Raw genomic sequence first — 18274 nt, forward strand, 5'->3', positions numbered from 1 at the left:
TTTGAGCTATAGTACCCGTGAGTTCAGTACATACTGGCTTAGTTCTCCTAAATCATCAATAATAATTTCAGCGTAAACTCCCGAAGAAACTGCATCATTCTGTATCCATGCCGCTTTCATACCTACTGCTTGACTCGCTCTTATATCATTTTCAGGATGGTCTCCTACGAATAAAGCTTCCTCTGGTTCGACACCGAGTTTAGATAGTGCTCTCATAAAAATTGCTGGGTTAGGCTTTCGTAATCCTTCCAATTCCGAAATAAGAGTCTCATTGAATAAATGGGCGATACCCAATGCTTTAAAATTATCATATTGGAACTGTCCAAAACCATTAGAGACGAGTGCCAACTTTATACCGTTGTTTTTTAGTTGGGTAAGCATATTTAGCAAATTGGGAAAACCGACGCAATGTCTTTGAAAACTACTCAAATAATCATTTAGTAGGTCGGTCCACTCTATACCCTGTATAGAGAACTCAGCTATTAGCTGCTGATAAACTTTATCCTTCCAAACGTATCCATGATTATCAAGCTCAATAAAACGCTGCACAAAAACATCCTTTTCAACAGTTTGAAAATGTGGGTATCGGTCGTACTGGGTCACGAACAAATAGCACAAGAGAGGTATCACGGTCCAATAACGTACCATCTAAATCAAAAAGCACCGCTTTAATTTCCAAAGAACCACTCCTCCTCAATTAGCCTACGGTATTCGTTTGAAACAAGTCGTAATCCAGCATACTTCATTGAACAAATCTGCCCGTTAGCTTAATGACATCGGTTACTTAAGCAGATATGTTATTGTCCTCTGATATACGTACCAGTAGACCCACCTGTATGTGGGCATTTTGTGTCATTAAACAGCCGTCCTAGAGAAGTTCATCGGTATTCCCCTCACACAAGGATTCGCTATAAGTCTCAGCAAGTTCTCAAGCTCTGGATTGATACCAGTTAACCGTCTTTGTTATGGATTCCTCCAAAGGTGTGGCCATCATCCCAAATTTGGAACTGAACTTGCTGCTGTCTACGATAAAGTCATTCTCGAATTGATAGAGCATTTCAATGCTCTCTCGGGCAGCCGGGATAAAAAGCCCACCGATTCTAAGCATCATTCTACCCATAGGCTTAATGCCGCAGGAGACACCAAGCACTCCCCCGACAAGCTCGGCGAATTGACGTGTAGTAACGGCAGGTGCACTAGGAACATGCCATACTTCGCCTAGTGCCTCTTCATGAGACCCAAGCGTAACCAGGGCCCGCCCAAAATCCTCTATAAAAGTATAAGTATGCTTCTTGTCCGGATCACCGAATATGCTTGAGGGTTTGCCATTTAGAAGGGGGATGAAGAACCTTCCCCCTACAGCTGAGTTCACTACTCCAGGCCCGAAGAAATCAGAACCCCTTCCAATCGCCACCTGAAGCTTGCCTTCTCTATGTGCCTTGAGAAGCCCCTCAGACATTTCACCTCTGACTCTTCCTTTCTTGGTTCTGGCTGCATAGGGAAGGTTCTCCTTCATAGCTGATTCGACCAGTCCGTACATATAGAGATTCTCCCCCACAATCAACTTGGCACCCGACGCCGCGGCCCCATTAACAATATGATCCTGCATCCTGCCAAAGAGCTGGTCCCATTTATGGTACGCTGGCGAAGCACACTGATAAATTACCTCAGCCCCCTTCATCATCTGCCGGGTCTGGCCTTCATCCATCAAATCGGTCTGAATCACCCGGACTCCCTCAAGCTGCGGTCCCTTTCCGCTTGAGTTCACCATGGTTACCTGTTCACCTCTTCTTAGCAGTTCTTGCATTACAGATAAGCCGAGCGGTCCTGTACCGAGTATAAGGTTCATCTTTTGTTGCCTCCCTATTCTTTGTTGAAATAAAAATAAACCCTATAGCAACTATAGGGTCAATCTTTTTCTCACAGGAACTTGCAGCTCGACTATAAATTCTTCAGGCTTCATCATTTGGGACATATCTACAAGGTACTGCTCTATCGCCGGCCCACAGGCCTCGTAGTCACCCTCGTCAATCCAGGTTAATAGACGATGATATATTTGCTTGCAGGATTCGGCATTGGGGATCCCGCAGTAGAGTGCTGTTATGTAGTTCCCTTCAGGGATAATATTAAGGTAATCCGGCTGCTGCCCGGCAGGCGCTTCTAGTTCTTCATGCTCATGACGGATTGGAATGCATCTCTCAAGGTCAACATCATCGCGGTCAAAAGTAAGCAGGTCTTCATGGTATATGGTCATGATGTAACCGTCAGCCTGGAGTCCCTCTTGCTGCTCTATAAAGTGATAGAGCTGCGTAAATCCAGTCACGGAGGCTTCCAGACCACAGCCCGAACGTTTGCGGAGGGAAGCTACCCTGCGCCGCGGTATATATTTAAGCTCGACCAGGACATCTTTCTCCGGAATTCCGTGACCCAGCTCCTTTAAGAAATCAAGCTGACCGATTCTCTGCTCAAGAGAACCTGCGACCTGCCTAAGCGCATTCAACTTGTACAAGGTTTCTTCTCGCTTCTGTATCATCATCGACCGGATTTCATCCAAGCTTCTAGATACGATGACCTGACCGATCTCCTCCAGCGAGAATTGCAGCAGCTTCATATCCTGCACAATTTTAATGTGCAGAAGATTAAGATTAGAATAATACCGATAACCCGTTAAATTATCGGTCTCACCGGGCTTTACCAAGTTTATTTTGTCATAAAATCTAAGGGTCTGAACGGAGACGTTACAGATTTTCGCGGCCTGGCCGATGGTATAGAGCTGGTCTTTCGCCATATTGGACAATTTCTCCCCTTATCTTAGCTAATGCAGACTGTGAGAGGACTCTGGTGCCGAATCCGTTCTCTCCGGCTGATCTCTTCTCGCGAACCAAGCCTCAATCCGTCTCATGATCCATAGAGAACCCGCAACAAAAATAACAATATAGATCAGCTCCACCGGGTGCTTCAGATACTTCGTTACATCAGAGCCAATCCAGGAGACCGCAAAGGTCATGATTCCTTTGCCTACCAGTACGGCAAGCAGGAAAGAACGCAGCTTCATTCCTGAAAGGGCTGCTGCGATGTTAATAACCACGAAGGGGCCAACCGGAAATAGGCTTAACAGGAATACGTAGCTAAATCCGTTACTTTGAATCCAATGTCTAGTCTTCGCTACCTTAGGCTTGCTCACAATCCGTTCCAGCAAAGGATGACCGCCAATTCTCCGAACAATCAGGTAAGTGAGCATACAGCCTGCAACCATACCCACCCAGGAATAAAGGAACCCCAGCCATAATCCATATACCGCTGCATTCACGCCGACAATTACCAGAGTAGGCAGCGGAGGAATGAATGATTTCAAAAAGGGCAGAAGAACACCCGGAAGAGGTCCGAGAGAGCGAAACTGCTCAATCCAGCTCTTAAGATTCTCTTCTGTCATATAGGACAGGATTTCCGATATTTGCATAGGACCTCCAAGCATCTTCCTTGTAATTGATTGCTATTAGCAAGCATACCTCATCGGGAACAGCCTTGTCATCGAATAAGCCGTTTTGACACAAGGTTGCCCAAACTATACACATATCTGGTATATTAATCTTATTAATTATATGTTGGTCAATAATATGAATAGGATTCTCTGTATCGGCTTCGTACTGAGCAGAGAGCTGGAATAACGGAGGAACAAGCTGTGCAGTTTATCGCTAACATGATCTCAGAAGTACGGAGTTGGTCACGCAATATCCAGTTATTTTTCCTGGCCAATATATTCTATCAGATCGGAACGGGCATCTTCTCCCTGCTGTACAATCTGTATATTCAAGGACTGGGTTACGGAGACACCATGAACGGCAGGGTAGTGAGCATCCAATCTTTGGCTACCGCCATCATGTTCATTCCCATTGGTCTAATTGGAGACCGGACCAGCCGCAAGCGTCTCCTCATTATCGGAGGACTGTTCAGCGGGGTCCTTTTCCTTGGTCGTTCCTTCCTGGGATCCGAGAATAGTCTGGTTATTCTTGCGGTCCTGACGGGGTTATTTGCTTCAATCTTTCAAGTGCTGGCTATTCCTTATCTTGCCGAGAATATCGATAAAGCGCAGCGTCTTCGTATGTTCAGCTACTTCTCGTCGGTCGTTCTGGCCGCGCAAGTCTTCGGTAGTATGGGTGGAGGTGTTATTGCCGACCTGCTGCAGGCAGTTGGCGTCACCCGTCTAATGAGTCTGCGGGCTGTTCTTCTGACTGGAAGTATCACAACCCTAGTGGCCGTGATTCCCCTGCTGTTTCTTACTGAAGCTGCGAGTACACTACATAGGAACTTAAAGGTATCAGCCGACCCCAATACAACCGGAGCTGAGGATCGGATGCCTCGGAGGGATAAAGACAAGGATTCCTCCAGAGACTCCAAATTCATCTCACGGTTTGTCGTCGCACAGCTGCTTGTGGGCTTAGGCTCGGGACTAGTTGTTCCCTATCTTAATTTGTATTTCACCAATCGCTTCTCGGTGTCCCTCAGCGCCATGAGTGTGCTAATCTCGCTGGGGCAGGTGATGACCATTTTCTCCATGCTGATTGGTCCTTCACTTGCAGCTCGGGTAGGCCCCGTGAAGGCTGTAGTAATCTTCCAGATCCTGTCCCTTCCATTCCTGCTGCTTACGGGCTTCACCCATTTCCTGATGGTTGCCTCAATCAGCTTTCTCTTCAGGCAGGCTCTTATGAATGCGGCCAACCCGATTCAGTCATCCATCATGATTGACAGAGTATCAGACCGCAGACGAGGGGTTGCCAATTCACTGATGCAGACCGCCTTTATGCTCGGCTGGGCAACCATGGGTCCGGTTCAATCGTACTTTGTGACCAGCTACGGTAACTACTGGGGCTATGCCATTACCTTCAGTATTACAGGAGTATTATATATCGTCTCCTCGCTGATGTATTTCTTCATGTTCAGAGAGCGGCCTTCCAGATCTGTGAAGACAGCTTGATAGAACAATGCAATCAACAAAAAGGGAGTCCCGAGGTCGTCTGACCTAAGGCTCCCTTTTATTTAATCTTGGCAACTACAGCTCGGGCTCTGGGCCTCCATCAAAAGCAAAATGTCCAAGTAACCATTATTCTCATAAGACATTGTGTCGAAGATTAGTCGAACAGAAGCGGAGGCCCTATGGTTGCTGATATCCTAATCAGTAAAGCTTAATCCCCGAACAATGATGTAAGGGAACAATGAATCGTCCGGATCATTCGGGTCAATGACTTGATTGTTTGGGGAAGGCGGAATTACGCCTGGCAGTGTAGGAGGAACACCGCATTTACCGTCTTAAGTGGCAGGTAACCCTCATAAACAGTAGGAGCCCTCCTATTGTCGCCAAATGACAATTCCCGGGTATGTTGCTCAAGAACAACTTCAGCTCATGAAGCAATATCGTAAGCGTCACGACTTCCCACCTCCAAGCACTCGGTCCATCTCATGTGTTATTCAGTCCTCAAACCCATGTTTGTACTCAGCCTAGACTTATTATTTTCTCAGTATATGGGACTTCTTACGACTTTTTAACTAATTTTGGTAAAAACTTGTAAATATATTTACAATTAATAGGAAATTATGTACAATTATGAAGAAATGAATTCTTAATTTGATAAGGAGGTGTTCGCTTTGTCAAAAAAAATTATAAGTTCAGGATCGCATTCCTTCACCTTTTCAGGAATGGTTTTAATTTTTTTAAGAATTCTTTCAGTTGCTACTTTCCGTAAAGTCAAATCTATCGAGAAAGTGAAACAAAAATTCCAAGACATAGTTGAGAAAGATGCAGTTTTAAAATTAACCAATTGATTAGGAAAGTATCATGAGTATTAAACAACGCTTATTATCAATAATACTAATGATCACTGTAACGTTTGGTTTTAGTGTTCAATCAACCACAGCTAATGGGTTGATATTATCTTCAAAAGATGAGTTTTTAAATAATGTTAAAACAAATGAGTATTACCTAAAATATAAGAATATTCTTGTATCAGAACAACCAATTATCTTTAAACCACTTGTAAATGAGGAAAAAAAAGAGATTGGTTTCTTAGCACAATTTGAAGTTAAGTACAACTATGATAAACAAGGTGCGGGAAAATTAACCTCTTTACTTAGCTTTGTTTATTCAAAAGAAACAAAAGATCTAAACGCTGCAATTATCGACTATAGTAAAGTGATGAAAAATGATAATGTCTATATTAACGACCTTAAAACTAACAAAGAAACCTTCGCATTCTCAATAGATAAAAATAAAAATTTACAAGAAATGAAACAATCTGTAGCAATTAAAGTAAAAGAGCTAAAGAAACAATCTTCCTCTAAAGGTGAAATAGGCACTAATTCAAGCGATATTTATTGCTGGCACTGTACTCGGACCGAAAGTTATGGGGGAGATCGAAGTGGAGACTGTGAAGGTTTGATTGGAACTTTGTGTAAGCTCGGAAATACAACGATTTACACTAAACTCGCATGTCAATCCAGCGTTATAGTCTTATGTTATGTTCCAAAATATACAATTTGCGCTGAGGGTTACTGGACTAAAACTTGTTACTCCCCAGATGCAAGTGGAGATAAGACATGACTTTTCTAAAAACAATAACCCCCGTAGTGCTTTTGCACTACGGGGGTTATGTTTTGTAATTAGAATTTTACGGATTATCTTCTGCAGAAATTATTATTGCATAGACCCCTTTATTGTCGTGCTTCAAAAGAACCATAAACGTTCCAGGCTTTAAATCTACTTTATTTATCAAAGGAACTTAGTTGGTTGGCAAGTATCTTACTCTCATGCTGAACCACATCGTGGTTCTGATCGGCTTTGTAATCTTTTACTTTTACTGCATCAGTTGGCATAATGGTTTTTGCCTCTCCTAATGATTCAGCAATTTTTTACCAAGATTTCCAAAATTAATAGTAACGTTAACTGCAATATTATTATAGTACATAACAAGGAGCGAATAATTTCTATATGAAGACATACCTGGGTCGGATAAGGCCGTGAATGTACCGATTCTCGTGAAGACATGACCCGGTAATTTCTCGTCCCGGAACTCTTTCCCAAGAATTGTTGTTTGTCTAAATCCACATATACTTGAATATCCTTTGAGGAACCAATACCTGTATGCTTAAAGGTAATTGAGTACACTTCTTTTCCACTAAAGTGCTCACCAATAAGTGCAGCCAGCTCTTCATGAACCCTCACTTTTGCTACAACTGAATCCTTTGGGCTCACTGGAATGCGGGCTTGCTCCTGGTCACTAAGACTGCTAAAAGCAGTCATTTCAAGGGGGATCTCACGATTATTGGATGAATACCACGTTATCTAAATAACGGGACCCGGGCGAAATAAGTTGCGAATTCTTCATCAACCAAGTGAACGCGAGCGAATTCTTCCAGTGGCATTGACCAGAATAATACTGCCCACAATCATGACAAAGCCGATAATCAGATTCATCGTCAGGGATTCACCCATGAAGATCACACTGCAAGCTATGGATATGACCGGAATCAAGAAGGTATAGGATCCTACGGTACTGGCTTCCCCCGAACCCACCAATTTGAAGAAGATCAACCAGCCGACGGCAATAACGAATATCGCGATGAACAGAGTATCCAGCATAAATGACCCGTTCCAGACGATCGCAGACCAGCTTTCTGTGAAGCTTCCCAAGATCAGCAGAACTATACCTCCGATCAGAATTTGAAGGGTTGCAATCCATATGGAGTCTACCTTTCCGGTAATTTTCTTCATATATACGGTACCCAGTGTCCAGCTGACTGCACTGCCCAGAGCGAGCATGACGCCAACCGGCGACAGACTCCCCGTAAGGCCTCCGCCGCCGATAACCCCAACACCAAGGAATCCAAGTACCAGGCCTGCGATCTTAAGTCCATACATCCTTTCTCCCAGCCATAACCAGGCACATATCCCAAGCAGAACCGGCTGAAGGAACACAATCGCGGAGAACAATCCTGCCGGCAGATAATTAAGACCGATCGTCTGAAGGCCATAATACAGGATTATATTAAATAGCGCTGAGATGAAATAAAGTGGCCAGGTCTCCTTGAACCTCAGCTGTCTATACCTGGGGATGGCGATAATCAGCAGCAGAATGCCTCCGATCAGCAATCGCAGACCTGCGAACAACAAGGGCGGCGAGTATAATAATGCATGTTTGGACAAAGGCCAGTTGATTCCCCATACAAGAACCAAGAATATTAAGTACACCACTGTCCGGGTGCGGGATAACATAACCAATCAACTCTCCTTCATTAATTCTTCCTTCCAACAGCTTGGATATTATATCCCTCCGACCCAACACTATGTCAATACTTATATAAAATTATGCAAAATTAAAGATTTAGACCGATTCATAAAAAGAAACAGCAGCAGCCTCGGACGGGAAATTAAAGTCCTAGACTGTTGCTGTATGATTGAGCAAAGGTGGAGTCAATGAGCTCCCTTTCCAACCTCTCCATCTGGAATGAGTTCATACAAGGCCCGAACATCACAACCGATGGAATCGGCAATGGAGATGGCAGCTTTGAGCGGCATCACTCTTTTGTTTTCAATATAGTCATTGACTCTTTCCGGTTTATATAGCAATTCTTTTGCCAGCCATTCTACTGACCTTCCGGTTTCTCTCAATCGTTCATTCAGCAAGCAGCGTCCCAGTTCAAATTTCATGAAGCGATGGCCTCCCGTATAAAAACTCTAGATCATCTTAAGCGTTATCCATTGCCAGAATGCCTATACATAATTTAGGGAGCCCTTAGGCATGGAATTATTCCTTCTTCCTCGACCACAGGACAATGGGGATCAGGAGCAAAGACAGGAATCCTCCAGCCAAAGAGAGCGTCGAGTAACTGGAATGTGCCACCACCATACCGGATAATGCACCTCCCGACGCCCCGGCGAGGGCGATTAGAACATCCACTGTTCCCTGTGTCTTCGCGCGCGTTTCGGGAGACGTAGCATCGACGATGGTTGCTGTCCCGCTAATAAGACCGAAATTCCACCCTAGCCCTAGCAGAGCCAGCGCAAGAACCATAAGTACCATGGAGTCACCTGGTGCGAATGCAGAGAGTAATCCGGCTAAGAGCAGCGTGACACCAGAGACATAGGACATCGGCTTCCGGCCAAACTTATCGACAAGAATGCCCGTTAGCAGGGAAGGCAGGAACATGGCTGCAACATGAATTCCGATGACAGTCCCAACCTCTCCGAGCCCATGGCCGTGCTGCTTCATGTGAACCGGGGTCATGGTCATAATGCCTATCATCACAATCTGGGTTAACACCATCACGGACGCCCCAACGACGATCCCTCGTCTATTCACACTCGATGCCGGAGTATCCGATTGCGGAGTCCTGCTTCGGCTGTCATATCCACGTTGCATGTCTGCAATAGCTTTAGCCACAAGTAATGGATCAGGCCTCAGGAAGATGAGAAGTACAAATCCAGCCAATAGATAAGCAGCAGCTGCCAGCATGAATGGACCGGATAACACAGGAGCGCCCATTGAAGCCGCAATCCGGCCCGTAAAATTCACGAGATTGGGTCCGGCAACTGCGCCAAAAGTTGTGAAGACCATAGCCGTACTAATCGATCTGGCCCGCTGTGTTGGGAGTGCGAGATCCGTACCGGCATATCTGGCCTGCAAGTTGGTAGCTGTTCCTGCTCCATAGATCAGCAGCGATACGAAGAGCAGCGTGACACTATGGAGAACCGCAGCCAGGACCACACCTGCCGCACCGATTCCTCCTGTTAAGAAACCTGCAGCAAGTCCCACACGACGCCCCATCCGCTGAGACAGACGGCCGACGATGAGTGCTGCGGCAGCGGAACCTAATGTGAACAGCGCGGTCGGAATACCGGCATAACTGTCGGTTCCAAGCATGTCCTGAGCCAGCAGGGCCCCTACTGTGATTCCGGCTGCCAGCCCTGCTCCGCCAAACATCTGAGAAGCAATAACGGTGATCATCGTTCTTCTGTACAACTGACGCTGTTTTTCAGTTGAATTCACATATGGCTTTAGTGCTTCTATTCTATAATCTGTTGTTTCTCTTACGAATGCCGTATCGTTCGACATCGTCTCCCCCCTGCTCTGTAAACCATCCATACTTCCACAAGATTTGCCCTATCATAACACGCAGAGAACATCCAAAACCACATCAAAATTGAATAGCATGATAACCAGGATATCCCTATCCGAGTTGTCGGCTAATGAAATTTGGCTTACACTGAATAGATCAGCACCTAACCGATCTAAGGAGATTATGATATGAATCCCACTTCCAATCTGAACCTTCCCGTCATTAGACGTGTCTTAATCATGACCGCTGTCCCTGCCGAGCAGGAAGCTGTTCAGCGGGGGCTGCTTGCCGGCCCTGGCGCCGTAGCGGCCGATGTTCAGCTGGCCGGAGTCGGCTCCGCCGCCGCGGCGGCAAGCACCGCCAGGATCCTCGCTACCGCAGCGGATAGCTACGATCTGGTCATCAGCGCCGGAATCGGCGGCGGCTTCCCGGGCCTAGCCGAGATCGGCACGATTGTCGTGGCGAGCGCCATTACCGCAGCCGACCTGGGCGCAGAGACCCAGGAAGGCTTCACAAGCGTGGACGAGCTAGGCTTCGGCTCGTCCCGCATTGCGGTCCAGGCGGAGCTTGCCGCCCGCTTGACCGGCACCCTTCAGGTTGCGGGAGTCTCCGTTCAATCGGGACCGATTGTCACGGTAACGACCGCAACCGGAACTGCGGCCACGGCCGAGGCGATAGCCGGCCGTGTTCCTGGGGCTTGCGCCGAAGCCATGGAGGGCTTCGGCGTAGCCACTGCTGCAGAGCAAGCCGGCCTGCCAGTTCTTGAGATTCGCGGAATCTCAAATTCAGTGGGGCCGCGCGACCGATCCGCCTGGCGGATCGGCGATGCTCTTGCTGCACTAGAAGCCGCATTCACTCAACTTCAGGAGGTACTTTCATGAACATAGCATTCTCTCCGTGTCCCAACGACACGTTCGTCTTTCACGCTCTGGTTCACGGACTTATACCGGGTGCACCCGAATTCGAAGTCACCTACGCCGATATTGATATTACGAATAACTGGGCCATCGACCGTACCGGTCCGGAGATCCTCAAGATCTCTTATGCTGCCCTTCCATGGGTACTTGACGACTATGCGCTTCTCCCCTGCGGCGGCGCCTTGGGCCGGGGATGCGGCCCATTAGTCCTGACCCAGGGTGGAAGCACCGGCAAGCCAGATCCTGCAGCCCTAAGCGGTCGCCGCGTAGCAGTTCCAAGCGAGCGTTCCACCGCTTATCTCTTATTCCGGCTGTGGGCAGCAAGAAACGTTCCTGGAGGCGTGGGCGAGATTGTCGTCATGCCTTTTGATAAAATTATGCCTGCAGTCCGAGACGGACAGATCGATGCAGGACTTGTAATACATGAAGCCCGTTTTACTTATCCAAATTACGGGTTAGCCATGATGACCGACCTTGGCAGCTGGTGGGAAGAGACCACAGGTCTTCCCATTCCGCTCGGCGCCATAATCGCCCGCAGATCCCTGGATTTGAAGCGCATCGCCGGCTGGATTCAGGATTCGGTCCGCTACGCCTGGCAGCATCCTGAAGTATCCCGAAGCTATATCGCGAGTCATGCCCAGGAGATGGCTCCTGAGGTGACCGAGGCTCATATCGAGCTTTATGTGAACGAGTTCACCTCAGAGCTCGGTGATGAGGGCTATGATGCGGTCCGTGCCCTGCTGAATCTGGCTGCAGACGAAGGCCTCGTTCCACGAATCGACCCGGCACGGCTGATCTGGAAGCCGGAGTGAATAGATAGAATCCCAAAGTAACAACGAAGAGAAGCATTTAGACCCTGTCTCTAGGGCATAAATGCTTCTCTTCGTGTACTTACTATCCTTATCTTTTACTTGAGCCTGCCAGACACTTCCGAAGAAGGCTTGGAACCGAAGCGTACCTACCCCTTCAATTCTAAGTTCGGCACTCCAGCTTCTACCCGATTGTCGTAGACAAAGGTGCATTCTTGGTAAAGTCCAGCTTATCTATGCTGTACCCTTGCCCCTATACGGCAAACAGCTGGGCTACTCGCTAAGAACGCTCAGTGATACGCCCGGCGGGAGTACCGAGATAACGTGTCTGGCTACCTCGGAATCCGCTTCATGAAGCGTGCCTCCCAGGATGGCAGCTATGCCTTGATCCGTTGATGTCCGGATCAGCCGCCCCAAGCCTTGTCTAAGCCGCAGCTTCATGTAAGGAAGATCTACCTCCATGAACGGGTTCTCCGCAGACTGGTGCTTGGCCATGAATACGGGATCCTGTGGAGGGAACGGCAGTGACCATATGATGACGTTTGATAACGACGGGCCAGGCACATCCAGACCTTCCCACAAGCTGACCGCGCACAGAATGCTTTGCTCTTCGGACTGGAACCTTGCGATCAGATGACTGATCTCCTGATCTCCTTCGTAATAGAACTGAAATGAAGCCAGCTCCCCATTCATCCGGGATTGCTCCTTGAACTGACGAAGATCTTCCATCGTCCGGAACAAGATCAGGGCTCTGCCCTCGGTCTGTTTCAGCAGATGAGTGGCCAGCTTTATCTTCTCCGCAAATGGACCCTCTTCTCTCCAAGCAGGCGCATAAATCTTCATTTGGCTTGAATAATCATAAGGGGATGCCGCAGAGAAGGAAAGATAGTCCTCTATGCCAAGGCTGTCAGCGACATAATCGAATGAACCGTCCACAGACAAGGTGGCCGAGGAGAACACAATCGGGATCTTCAGATTGAAGACCCGGTCCCTCAGCACTTCTTTCACCGTCTTCGGCATAATAGAAAGAGTCAGACCTTCCTTATGCAAGGTGGTCCAGCAGATCGGGGGCTCCTCCCGCTGGAAGAGACTTAACGCCTTCTGAATCATCTCCAAATGTTCTTCCACAATTCGCAGCTGATAGTCATTCAGCGTATAGAGTTCTCCCTCAAATACAAGCTCTTCTTCAATCTGATCAAGCAGGCCCCGGAACCTTGCAATCCCGTTCAGAAGCCGGCCGTTCAGGTCTACCTTCATCCGGTCAGAACCCGGCACTTCGGTACTGCTGCTCTTTAGCAACTCGAACATGATTTCGCTCTGCTCTATCGCCTGGTCAATAAGCACAGCCAAGCTCTCCCGGATCTCACCCTGCAGCAGCCGGACGATAATCTCCTCAAACACCGTATGCTTCAAATTATAGCTCAGCGCCTTCTGCGCAGCTGTTTCAAGCAGATGCCCTTCGTCGAATACAACCGCGCAGTGCTCCGGGAGCAGCGGCAGCTGCCCCTCCTGCTTGCGGCCTTCATAGGTCCAGACATGCTCCATATAATAATCGTGTGAACATATAATCAAATCCGAAGATGCCCGGTAATGATCACGGGACAAAGTCTGCCCGCAGCGATGCCTGCGGTCACAGACGAAGCAGTCCTGGAAGGAGTCCCAGCTGATCTTGTGCCACTGCTCATCATTCAGATCCGGGTAGTCCTTCCGGTCACCATAAGCGTGGAACGACTGCATGGTCTGTGGGGTCCGTACGAACTTCGGCAGACCCTCATAAATTTCATCATAATGTGTGCCTTCCATTTCCCTCGCTCTTGCCTCATCCAGCTTAACCAGACATACATATTGATCCGGCGATTTGCCAAGCCGAGCATCAATAGCAAAGTTCAAATGCTTAATCAGCTTCGTGATATCACCCTCCGGCTTCACAAGCTGTTCGATCAGCGATTCATCCGCACACGCAATAATTGCCGGCTTCCTCGTATAGCGGGCATAAGCCGCAGCATAGAGAAGATAGACCAGGGTCTTGCCGGTACCTACCCCTGCTTCTGCAAAAATAGTCTTTTTCTCCGCAAATGCTCTTTCGAGCTGGTACGCCATATATATCTGCTCATCCCGGACTTCAAATCCGGACTCCGGCAATATATCGTAGAACACATCCGCTATCCATTCACCAAGCTGGGGAATGAAGGGTTGTGAGAAATCAAATTCAAAAGGATAACGATCCACTCTGTCTGCCTCCAAATTAAAATCAGTATGGCCAAGCCATTCATACACCGAAGCATAATTATCACACGCCTGCCGCCAAAATACAATGTGACAGGTAATATAGAACTGGAATATACGCAGATAGGCATTAAAAAAAGATGTACACCGGGAACCAGTCCGGAGTACATCTTCTAGCCAATCTTTCCGCCTTAGACTAACGCTCTTATCAGGCTGAGTCCAACCCCTACCAGAAATCCGCAGATCGCTCCGTTAATCCGGATCCACTGGAGATCTCTGCCCACCTTACCTTCGATGAAAGTAACCAATTCCGCATTGCTAAGCTTATTCAGATTCTCTCTGACCAAAGCTCCAATCTTGGAGTAATGCTTCTCGATCAGCTGCACCGCCTGCTGCTGAATCCACTGTTCACCCTGCTCTATCCGATCCGGGCTCGCTTCCAGCTTCTCCACCATAGTCATCAGGAAAGGCGTCAACCATTGTTCCTGGAACTCCTCGCTCTCCAAGTACACCTTAAGCCGTTCGATCAGCGATTCTATATAAGCCTCAATCTTCTGGGCGGCACCGAGCTTATCCAGCAGATTGTCCTTCAAGCTTCTAATCTCCTCCAGCAGCTCTGGACGCTCCAGGGCATTTTTCACCTCGACATGGAGGATCGCAAGAAGCTTCAACCGGTTCAAATTATCCGGATCTCTGTAATTCTCAACCTGCTTCAGGATGAAGCCCTGAATGAGATCTCCCATCTTATCCTCGCTGAGATACCCAAGAAAGGCGTTAACAGCGAACTGCATCAAGCCGCCAAGCTTGATCTGCTGGATCTGCTCAATGCCGACTCTACCCAGCATATCGCGTGTAGAAGCCTCTCTTGCCCAGGCATCAGCCCGGTCCAGTGCGAGATCCAGTACCTTCTCATCATAACCGCGTGAGATGATCTCGTCCCAGATACGTTGCATTATCGCACTCTCATCAAGCCGGTTCACCACCTGTTGAGCTTCGCGCATGATCATTCCGGTCACCTGATGGACCGGGATATTCTGGATCACGGACGAGAGTACAGATGAGATGACGTGATTATACGAGCCCGCTTCTATTCCCGCTTTGGCTTTGCCAAGTGCAAGTTCGGCAATCCGGATGCTTCTAATCTTCTCGCCGATGCTTTCCTTGCGCAGCAGCTCCGTCTCGATCATCGCGATCACGGCTTCCGTCAGCTTCTCCCGGTTCTTCGGCAGTAGCGCCGTATGCGGCACAGGAATACCCAGAGGATGCCTGAACAAGGCGGTGACGGCGAACCAGTCCGCCAGTCCGCCGACAAGACCCGCCTCGAAGCCGCCCTGCAGAAGCCTTAAGCCCAGGGCACCCTCATGAAAGGGAAGCGTTGCGGCGAATCCAACCCCCATCACGCCTAGAGACACGCCTGCTATATAATTTTGTTTCGGTTTAGTTGTTTTAAGTGCCATTATTCTACCTCACTTGATCATCTGCCGTATAAATCCAACTGCTCTATGACATCATAGCACAAATTTCTCACGTAAAAAAAAGACTGTCTCTTATTACCCGAGAGACAGCCTTCCGAAGAACGAATCATCGAAATTTTTATATTTGCTAGTAAATAAATCGTATGATACCCATGCTCCTCATGAAGAGCTTAGCGCTCCAGCTTCACCTGGCTCCAGATCGAACCGTTTCCGATAGCCGCATTTGCGGCACAGCTCTTCCTTCACTTCCCGTCTGGAGAAACCCTCGTACAGGTTGTTCGCCCGCTCACCCTCAATAATCTCGGAGAATGACTTTTGATGGATATTTCCGAGGTTAATTACCCCTTCACCATCCAGGCAGCAAGGAATGACGGTACCATCCACCAGCACTCCGGCTTGATTGCGAAGTCCATGACAGAATCCCGGACTGTGATCCTCTTCTTCCTTCAGGTCAGGCCATTTAAATTCATAATCCTGGTTCAGGTAGATGCGGTCTGCAATCTTGACTCCGCTGCCGGGCGTGACCTTCTCGATGATTTTGAAATCCAGATTAAATTCGCGTTCAATGTACTCTAATGTCTCCCGGTTGCGATTTCTCTGCAGGTTGGTGAGGTTATCTTCACTAAGATTCCACAGCCGCAAAGATATAATAAGATTCGACTGTGCCACAGCTTCCTTCACAAAGTTAAGGACGCTTGAGATATAACCGTCACGATCCGTAGAGCCCTCATGGCCATCAAAGCTATGCAAGGAGAAATTCATTTGCCTAAGAGCCGGCTTGTTCAGGAGCTTGTCCCTGTTCTTATTAATCAGGGTTCCATTGGTTGTAATATTGACTTTAAAGCCTTTCTCATGCGCCATATCCAGCATTTCACCAATCTTGGGATGAAGCAGCGGCTCACCTTTGACGTGGAAGTAAATATAGTCGGTATGAGGCTTTATCTGATCCAGAGTCTTCTGGAAATCCTCAAGTTTAATAAAGTTAGCCTGCCTTTGGGTAGGCGGACAGAACGAACATGCCAGATTACAAATACTCGTAGTTTCAATATAGAACTTTTTAAATTTTTTCATCAGGTAGAAGCTCCAATTCTCTGCAGGTTATCATTAAGTAGAATGCTTATTACATCTATGCAGAAAATAGTAGCGCAGTTAGACTATCTTAGCAAGCTGTAGTCCTCCGCCAAATTATGCGCGGGTAGGCTTAAGTTCGCCTCTTTCTGCGCTCCAGGTACCTTTGATAGTACCAGATGAATATCGCCAGCACGCTTGCGCTGAGCAAGTAACCGCCAAGCACATCGCTTGGATAGTGGACGCCCAGATAGATGCGGCTAACTCCGATCATCAGGATCAGCACGACACTTGCTGCTAGAATAAGTATACGCCCGATCAAGGACGGAGCATGCTTCCAGAGTAGGAAGGCAAGTCCACCGTATAAAGCTATGGTTGCCATCGCATGGCCGCTCGGGAAGCTGAATCCGTTCGCTTCGGCGATCCGGTGCAGCGTTGGCCTGTCCCGCTTAAAGATCCGCTTGATCACTGAATTAAGCAGGGAGGAGGTGATGGCAAGCGAAGTCAGGAAGACAAGCTCACTCCGGTGTCCGAGGACAAAATATAGAATGACGAGCGTTGCCAGCGTGATGACTGTGACAGGTATACCTGATCCAATCCAGGTAAATGCCTTCATTACTGCCGTTAGCCCCGGCGACTCCAGCCCCTGGACAGATGCAATCACGGTCTCATCAAATCGGTGAATTTGGTGATCACTGATCCAATAAGCAATACAGACAAACCCCAGAACACATATCAAACTCAGGGCAAAAGCCTTTGTGAACCACTTTTGTCCATTCATATTATCCCTCTTTCATGTCAGCGAGAACTCTCGATAGTTATTTATTCTCTTGCCTGATTAACTCAGAGACAGTGACCATCGTATAGCCCTGCTCTTTCAGCCACTTAATCTCTTCCGGTAAGGCTTGAATCGTATTATGGACCTTCTTGCCGCCGAAGCTGTGCTGAAGCACGATGCTTCCTGGCCGCACCTCATTCTTCAGATTGGCAATAATCATCTCCGGTGATGTCGTCTTCCAGTCCCTTGTATCCACAGACCAGTTGATCAGCATCAAATGTTGACGCGCGAGGACGTCCTTTACCTGCTCGGAAGCATTTCCATAAGGAGAACGAAATAACACCGGCGTGTAGCCTGTCAGCTTCTTGATTTTGGCATTGTTATTCTCAATCTCTTGCGTGATTTCCTCAGGGTCCATTTTGTTCAGATTAGGATGATTTACTGTGTGGTTCCCGATTTCGTGTCCTTCACTATAGATACGCCGAACTACACCTGGATCCTTATCGATCTGACGACCTACCAGAAAAAATGTCGCGTGTACCTGATTAGCCTTCAGTATATCCAGAATCTGCGGGGTATATCGGTTATCCGGTCCATCATCAAACGTGAGAGCTACCTTCTTCTCTTTTGTCTTCACTTCATAGATTTCCCGAAAAGAGTATTTAACCTCCTTAACAGGAACCTCCTTGTTCTGCGCAGTCTTCTTAATCACCGCCGTCTGCTGCTCCTTACTCACAGCTTCTCTATGGAGTACAGCAATATGATTAATTATGGAGAGAAGAATAATGAGGCCGCCGATAATAAGAATATAATGGTATCTCTTTAGTGCCATTCTAATCAGACTCCTATCTCTAATTTAATACAGAACCCGACAGTCTATAGAAAGGACGC

Annotated in this window: 16 protein-coding genes and 1 pseudogene; 5 read left to right on the forward strand and 12 right to left on the reverse strand. The window is 47.7% G+C overall.

The features are described from left to right. Positions 1-6 precede the first annotated feature (6 nt). The 4 genes and pseudogenes from ACEN86_RS12245 to ACEN86_RS12260 all read right to left on the reverse strand — a co-directional run bounded on the left by ACEN86_RS12245 (position 7) and on the right by ACEN86_RS12260 (position 3460). A pseudogene (locus ACEN86_RS12245) lies at positions 7-679 on the reverse strand (HAD family hydrolase). A gap of 249 nt (positions 680-928) precedes the next feature. Continuing rightward, positions 929-1849 (reverse strand): NAD-dependent epimerase/dehydratase family protein, encoded by a 921-nt coding sequence (locus tag ACEN86_RS12250; RefSeq protein ID WP_495630918.1) that lies wholly within the window; start codon positions 1847-1849, stop codon positions 929-931. Between the two features lie 51 nt (positions 1850-1900). Beyond that, entirely contained in the window at positions 1901-2788 is an 888-nt protein-coding gene (locus ACEN86_RS12255) for a MerR family transcriptional regulator (RefSeq protein ID WP_495630919.1), read from the reverse strand. A 27-nt stretch (positions 2789-2815) separates the two neighbouring features. Further along, complete coding sequence (locus tag ACEN86_RS12260; RefSeq protein ID WP_495630920.1) at positions 2816-3460, reverse strand: TVP38/TMEM64 family protein; 645 nt, start codon at positions 3458-3460, stop codon at positions 2816-2818. A 240-nt stretch (positions 3461-3700) separates the two neighbouring features. Between ACEN86_RS12260 and ACEN86_RS12265 the strand changes: the two genes are divergently transcribed. The 3 genes from ACEN86_RS12265 to ACEN86_RS12275 all read left to right on the forward strand — a co-directional run bounded on the left by ACEN86_RS12265 (position 3701) and on the right by ACEN86_RS12275 (position 6595). Then, entirely contained in the window at positions 3701-4975 is a 1275-nt protein-coding gene (locus ACEN86_RS12265; RefSeq protein ID WP_495634291.1) for an MFS transporter, read from the forward strand. 668 nt (positions 4976-5643) lie between these two features. Further along, a complete protein-coding gene (locus ACEN86_RS12270; protein WP_495630921.1) occupies positions 5644-5820 on the forward strand; it encodes a hypothetical protein in 177 nt (58 codons plus the stop codon). 13 nt (positions 5821-5833) lie between these two features. Beyond that, positions 5834-6595 (forward strand): hypothetical protein, encoded by a 762-nt coding sequence (locus tag ACEN86_RS12275; RefSeq protein WP_495630922.1) that lies wholly within the window; start codon positions 5834-5836, stop codon positions 6593-6595. Positions 6596-7378: 783 nt separating this feature from the next. On the opposite strand, the gene ACEN86_RS12280 is transcribed toward ACEN86_RS12275, so the two are convergent. The 3 genes from ACEN86_RS12280 to ACEN86_RS12290 all read right to left on the reverse strand — a co-directional run bounded on the left by ACEN86_RS12280 (position 7379) and on the right by ACEN86_RS12290 (position 10106). Next, on the reverse strand, positions 7379-8272 hold the full coding sequence (locus ACEN86_RS12280) for a DMT family transporter (RefSeq protein WP_495630923.1): 894 nt from the start codon (positions 8270-8272) through the stop codon (positions 7379-7381). Positions 8273-8464: 192 nt separating this feature from the next. Then, positions 8465-8701, reverse strand: coding sequence for an XRE family transcriptional regulator (locus tag ACEN86_RS12285; RefSeq protein WP_495630924.1), 237 nt, complete (start codon positions 8699-8701; stop codon positions 8465-8467). A 97-nt stretch (positions 8702-8798) separates the two neighbouring features. Continuing rightward, on the reverse strand, positions 8799-10106 hold the full coding sequence (locus ACEN86_RS12290) for an MFS transporter (RefSeq protein ID WP_495630925.1): 1308 nt from the start codon (positions 10104-10106) through the stop codon (positions 8799-8801). Between the two features lie 192 nt (positions 10107-10298). Here ACEN86_RS12290 and ACEN86_RS12295 point away from each other — a divergent pair, with 192 nt between their 5' ends. Together ACEN86_RS12295 and ACEN86_RS12300 are read left to right on the forward strand one after the other, a co-directional pair. Then, the gene (locus ACEN86_RS12295) at positions 10299-10991 is read left to right on the forward strand and encodes a futalosine hydrolase (RefSeq protein WP_495630926.1); all 693 of its coding nucleotides are present in this window, start codon (positions 10299-10301) and stop codon (positions 10989-10991) included. Next, a complete protein-coding gene (locus ACEN86_RS12300; protein WP_495630927.1) occupies positions 10988-11839 on the forward strand; it encodes a 1,4-dihydroxy-6-naphtoate synthase in 852 nt (283 codons plus the stop codon). Before ACEN86_RS12295 ends, ACEN86_RS12300 begins: the two co-directional genes overlap by 4 nt. A gap of 270 nt (positions 11840-12109) precedes the next feature. On the opposite strand, the gene ACEN86_RS12305 is transcribed toward ACEN86_RS12300, so the two are convergent. From ACEN86_RS12305 to ACEN86_RS12325, 5 genes are all read right to left on the reverse strand, one after another. Beyond that, on the reverse strand, positions 12110-14065 hold the full coding sequence (locus ACEN86_RS12305; RefSeq protein WP_495630928.1) for an ATP-dependent DNA helicase: 1956 nt from the start codon (positions 14063-14065) through the stop codon (positions 12110-12112). A 188-nt stretch (positions 14066-14253) separates the two neighbouring features. Next, positions 14254-15519: a DUF445 domain-containing protein gene (locus tag ACEN86_RS12310; protein ID WP_495630929.1), complete on the reverse strand. Its 1266-nt coding sequence runs from the start codon at positions 15517-15519 to the stop codon at positions 14254-14256. 177 nt (positions 15520-15696) lie between these two features. Next, the gene (locus tag ACEN86_RS12315) at positions 15697-16608 is read right to left on the reverse strand and encodes a radical SAM/SPASM domain-containing protein (RefSeq protein ID WP_495630930.1); all 912 of its coding nucleotides are present in this window, start codon (positions 16606-16608) and stop codon (positions 15697-15699) included. A gap of 130 nt (positions 16609-16738) precedes the next feature. Further along, positions 16739-17386 (reverse strand): phosphatase PAP2 family protein, encoded by a 648-nt coding sequence (locus ACEN86_RS12320; protein ID WP_495630931.1) that lies wholly within the window; start codon positions 17384-17386, stop codon positions 16739-16741. Positions 17387-17423: 37 nt separating this feature from the next. Further along, the gene (locus ACEN86_RS12325; RefSeq protein WP_495630932.1) at positions 17424-18215 is read right to left on the reverse strand and encodes a polysaccharide deacetylase family protein; all 792 of its coding nucleotides are present in this window, start codon (positions 18213-18215) and stop codon (positions 17424-17426) included. Positions 18216-18274: the final 59 nt, after the last annotated feature.

The sequence above is a fragment of the Paenibacillus sp. Paensp111 genome (genome assembly GCF_059492195.1).

Bases quoted from the DNA above. Each gene is read 5' to 3' on its own strand.
- ACEN86_RS12250 (WP_495630918.1), bottom strand. From the start codon at position 1,849: ATGAACCTTATACTCGGTACAGGACCGCTCGGCTTATCTGTAATGCAA.
- ACEN86_RS12255 (WP_495630919.1), bottom strand. From the start codon at position 2,788: ATGGCGAAAGACCAGCTCTATACCATCGGCCAGGCCGCGAAAATCTGT.
- ACEN86_RS12260 (WP_495630920.1), bottom strand. From the start codon at position 3,460: ATGCAAATATCGGAAATCCTGTCCTATATGACAGAAGAGAATCTTAAG.
- ACEN86_RS12265 (WP_495634291.1), top strand. From the start codon at position 3,701: ATGATCTCAGAAGTACGGAGTTGGTCACGCAATATCCAGTTATTTTTC.
- ACEN86_RS12275 (WP_495630922.1), top strand. From the start codon at position 5,834: ATGAGTATTAAACAACGCTTATTATCAATAATACTAATGATCACTGTA.
- ACEN86_RS12285 (WP_495630924.1), bottom strand. From the start codon at position 8,701: ATGAAATTTGAACTGGGACGCTGCTTGCTGAATGAACGATTGAGAGAA.
- ACEN86_RS12290 (WP_495630925.1), bottom strand. From the start codon at position 10,106: ATGTCGAACGATACGGCATTCGTAAGAGAAACAACAGATTATAGAATA.
- ACEN86_RS12295 (WP_495630926.1), top strand. From the start codon at position 10,299: ATGAATCCCACTTCCAATCTGAACCTTCCCGTCATTAGACGTGTCTTA.
- ACEN86_RS12300 (WP_495630927.1), top strand. From the start codon at position 10,988: ATGAACATAGCATTCTCTCCGTGTCCCAACGACACGTTCGTCTTTCAC.
- ACEN86_RS12310 (WP_495630929.1), bottom strand. From the start codon at position 15,519: ATGGCACTTAAAACAACTAAACCGAAACAAAATTATATAGCAGGCGTG.
- ACEN86_RS12315 (WP_495630930.1), bottom strand. From the start codon at position 16,608: ATGAAAAAATTTAAAAAGTTCTATATTGAAACTACGAGTATTTGTAAT.
- ACEN86_RS12320 (WP_495630931.1), bottom strand. From the start codon at position 17,386: ATGAATGGACAAAAGTGGTTCACAAAGGCTTTTGCCCTGAGTTTGATA.
- ACEN86_RS12325 (WP_495630932.1), bottom strand. From the start codon at position 18,215: ATGGCACTAAAGAGATACCATTATATTCTTATTATCGGCGGCCTCATT.